Here is a 3,228-nt window from a genome sequence, read left to right as displayed (position 1 = left end):
CTCTTTTCAATAAATATGGCAGCTACCTACTCTCCCGCATGATTGTGCAGTACCATCGGCCATGAGGGGCTTAACTTCTCTGTTCGGAATGGGAAGAGGTGAACACCCTCGGCAAAACCACCATAAGATCTTGAAGGATCTTTTGTCACTATCAGCCTGTTGTTTTCTTATCGATCTCTTTACAGACATCTTTTCCGATTACAAGCACGCTCTCGCAACGCAATAATTTACATATTGGGAAGTTGAAATACATTTACAAAATAAAATTAAAGCTTACGGGCAATTAGTACTACTCGGCTTCGATGTTACCACCCTTACACCTGTAGCCTATCAACGTCGTAGTCTCCGACGGCCCTTAAAAGTAAACTCATCTTGAGGTTGGTTTCACGCTTAGATGCTTTCAGCGTTTATCCTGTCCGTACATAGCTACTCTGCATTGCACCTGGCGGCACAACAGATACACCAGCGGTACGTACGACCCGGTCCTCTCGTACTAAGGTCATGTCCTCGCAATTTACTAACGATCACAACAGATAGGGACCGAACTGTCTTGCGACGTTCTGAACCCAGTTCACGTGCCACTTTAATCGGCGAACAGCCGAACCCTTGGGACCTTCTCCAGCCCCAGGATGTGACGAACCGACATCGAGGTGCCAAACCTCCCCGTCGATATGAGCTCTTGGGGGAGATCAGCCTGTTATCCCCGGAGTACCTTTTATCCTTTGAGCGATGGCCCTTCCATACAGAACCACCGGATCACTTTAGCCAGCTTTCGCTCCTGCTCGGCTTGTTTGCCTCACAGTCAAGCACCCTTTTACTAATGCGCTCTGCGTACGATTACCAACCGTACTGAGGGTACCTTTGCGAGCCTCCGTTACTTTTTAGGAGGCGACCACCCCAGTCAAACTACCCACCAAACAATGTCCACCTTGCGGTGTTAGACTCTAAACAACAGAAGGTTGGTATTTCAACGTTGACTCCACAACTCCTGGCGAAGCTGCTTCATAGTCTCCCAACTATCCTACACATCTGTGGTTCAAAATCAATGTTAAGTTGTAGTGAAGGTTCACGGGGTCTTTCCGTCCCGTTGCGATTAACCGGCATCTTCACCGATACTACAATTTCACCGAGCTCGTGGTAGAGACAGTGTCCAACTCATTAGACCATTCGTGCAGGTCGGAACTTACCCGACAAGGAATTTCGCTACCTTAGGACCGTTATAGTTACGGCCGCCGTTTACTGGGGCTTCAGTCAGAAGCTTTGGCTTGCGCCGAACATCCTTCCTTAACCTTCCAGCACCGGGCAGGTATCAGGCTCTATACGTCATCTTTCGATTTTGCAGGGCCCTGTGTTTTTGTTAAACAGTTGGTTGGACCATTTTACTGAGACTGCATTACTGCAGTACGCCTTATCCCGAAGTTACAGCGTCAATTTGCCTAGTTCCTTTACCACGGATCACTCGAGCGCCTGAGGATACTCTCCTCGACTACCTGTGTCGGTTTACGGTACGGGCTGCTATAACCGAACCTTAGAAGTTTTTCTTGGAAGTCTGTTTAGGGACATTATCAGCGCGGCCGAAGCTTTGCTGTACTATCAGGTTCATCATCCCGTGCGGATTTGCCTACACAGAATATAACTACACCCTTTAACGCACTATTCCGTAAGTGCGCAGTCCTTTCACTACTCCGTTACTCCATCGAAGTTATAGCAGGTAATGGAATATTCACCATTTTGCCATCAGCTACGCCTTTCGGCTTTGCCTAAGGACCCGACTAACCCTGATCCGATTAGCGTTGATCAGGAACCCTTAGTCTTACGGCGTCTGGGTTTTTCACCCAAATTATCGTTACTTATGCCTACATTTTCTTTTCTAAACGCTCCAGCATTACTCACATAACACCTTCAATGCAGTTTAGAATGCTCCCCTACCGATATACTGACATCGCCAGCAATCTTAAAGCTTCGGTTGTACGTTTGATGCCCGATTATTTTCCGTGCCCAAACCCTCGACCAGTGAGCTGTTACGCACTCTTTAAATGAATGGCTGCTTCCAAGCCAACATCCTGGCTGTTATAGGATTTGAACTTCGTTTGTTCAACTTAACGTACTATTAGGGACCTTAGCTGTTAATCTGGGTTATTTCCCTCTCGGCCATGGACCTTAGCGCCCACAGCCTCACTCCCGCAGATATATCATAGCATTCGGAGTTTATTAGGGTTTGGTAGGCGGTGAAGCCCCCTAGCCCAATTAGTAGCTCTACCTCTATGATAACTCTATGTACGAGGCTGTTCCTAAAAACATTTCGGGGAGAACGAGCTATCTCTCAGTTTGATTGGCCTTTCACCCCTATCCACAGGTCATCCCATAGCTTTTCAACGCTAATGGGTTCGGTCCTCCAGTTTGTGTTACCAAACCTTCAACCTGCCCATGGATAGATCACAAAGTTTCGCGTCTACCCCTACTGACTAAGCGCTCTGTTAGAACTCGCTTTCGCTACGGCTCCGCAACTTAAGTGCTTAACCTTGCCAGTAAGGAGTAACTCGTAGGCTCATTATGCAAAAGGCACGCCGTCACATATTACTATGCTCCGACCGCTTGTAGGCGCACGGTTTCAGGAACTATTTCACTCTCCTGTTCGGAGTACTTTTCACCTTTCCCTTACGGTACTGGTTCACTATCGGTCTCTAGGGAGTATTTAGCCTTATCAGATGGTGCTGACAGATTCACACAGGATTTCTCCGGTCCCGCGCTACTCAGGATACTACGCGTCCATCAGAATTTCTGCCTACAGGACTATCACCTGCTATGGTTCATCTTTCCAGATGATTCAACTTGATCTGACTTTCTAAATGTAGTCCTACAACCCCCGGACAGCACGCCATCCAGGTTTGGGCTCTTCCCCGTTCGCTCGCCACTACTTAGGGAATCATTATTTATTTTCTTTTCCTGCAGGTACTTAGATGTTTCAGTTCCCTGCGTTGGCCCCCTTGCGGGTAATACACCTTCAGTGTACTGGGTTGTCCCATTCGGAAATCTACGGATGTAACGATCGTTTGCATCTCCCCGTAGCTTATCGCAGCTTACCACGTCCTTCTTCGCCTCCTAGAGCCTAGGCATCCACCATGCGCCCTTATTCGCTTTAAAAATCTTTGCTTTTTGCAAAGTGTATTACAACTTTATTTCCCAATATGTCAAAGAACTTTGTAACTAACTCTTCAGCTAATCACT

General features: G+C 47.4%; 2 rRNA genes. Both read right to left on the bottom strand.

Annotated elements, in window-relative coordinates:
* Nucleotides 1–13 precede the first annotated feature (13 nt).
* Nucleotides 14–125: ribosomal RNA gene (gene rrf, locus GO495_RS31810) — 5S ribosomal RNA — on the bottom strand.
* Nucleotides 126–263: 138 nt separating this feature from the next.
* Nucleotides 264–3,144: ribosomal RNA gene (locus tag GO495_RS31805) — 23S ribosomal RNA — on the bottom strand.
* Nucleotides 3,145–3,228 lie beyond the last annotated feature (84 nt).

Source organism: Chitinophaga oryziterrae, assembly GCF_009758125.1.
GTDB classification, from domain to species: domain Bacteria; phylum Bacteroidota; class Bacteroidia; order Chitinophagales; family Chitinophagaceae; genus Chitinophaga; species Chitinophaga oryziterrae.
The sequence above is the reverse complement of the archived record's forward strand: the minus strand, read 5'-3'. Positions and strand labels throughout refer to the sequence as shown.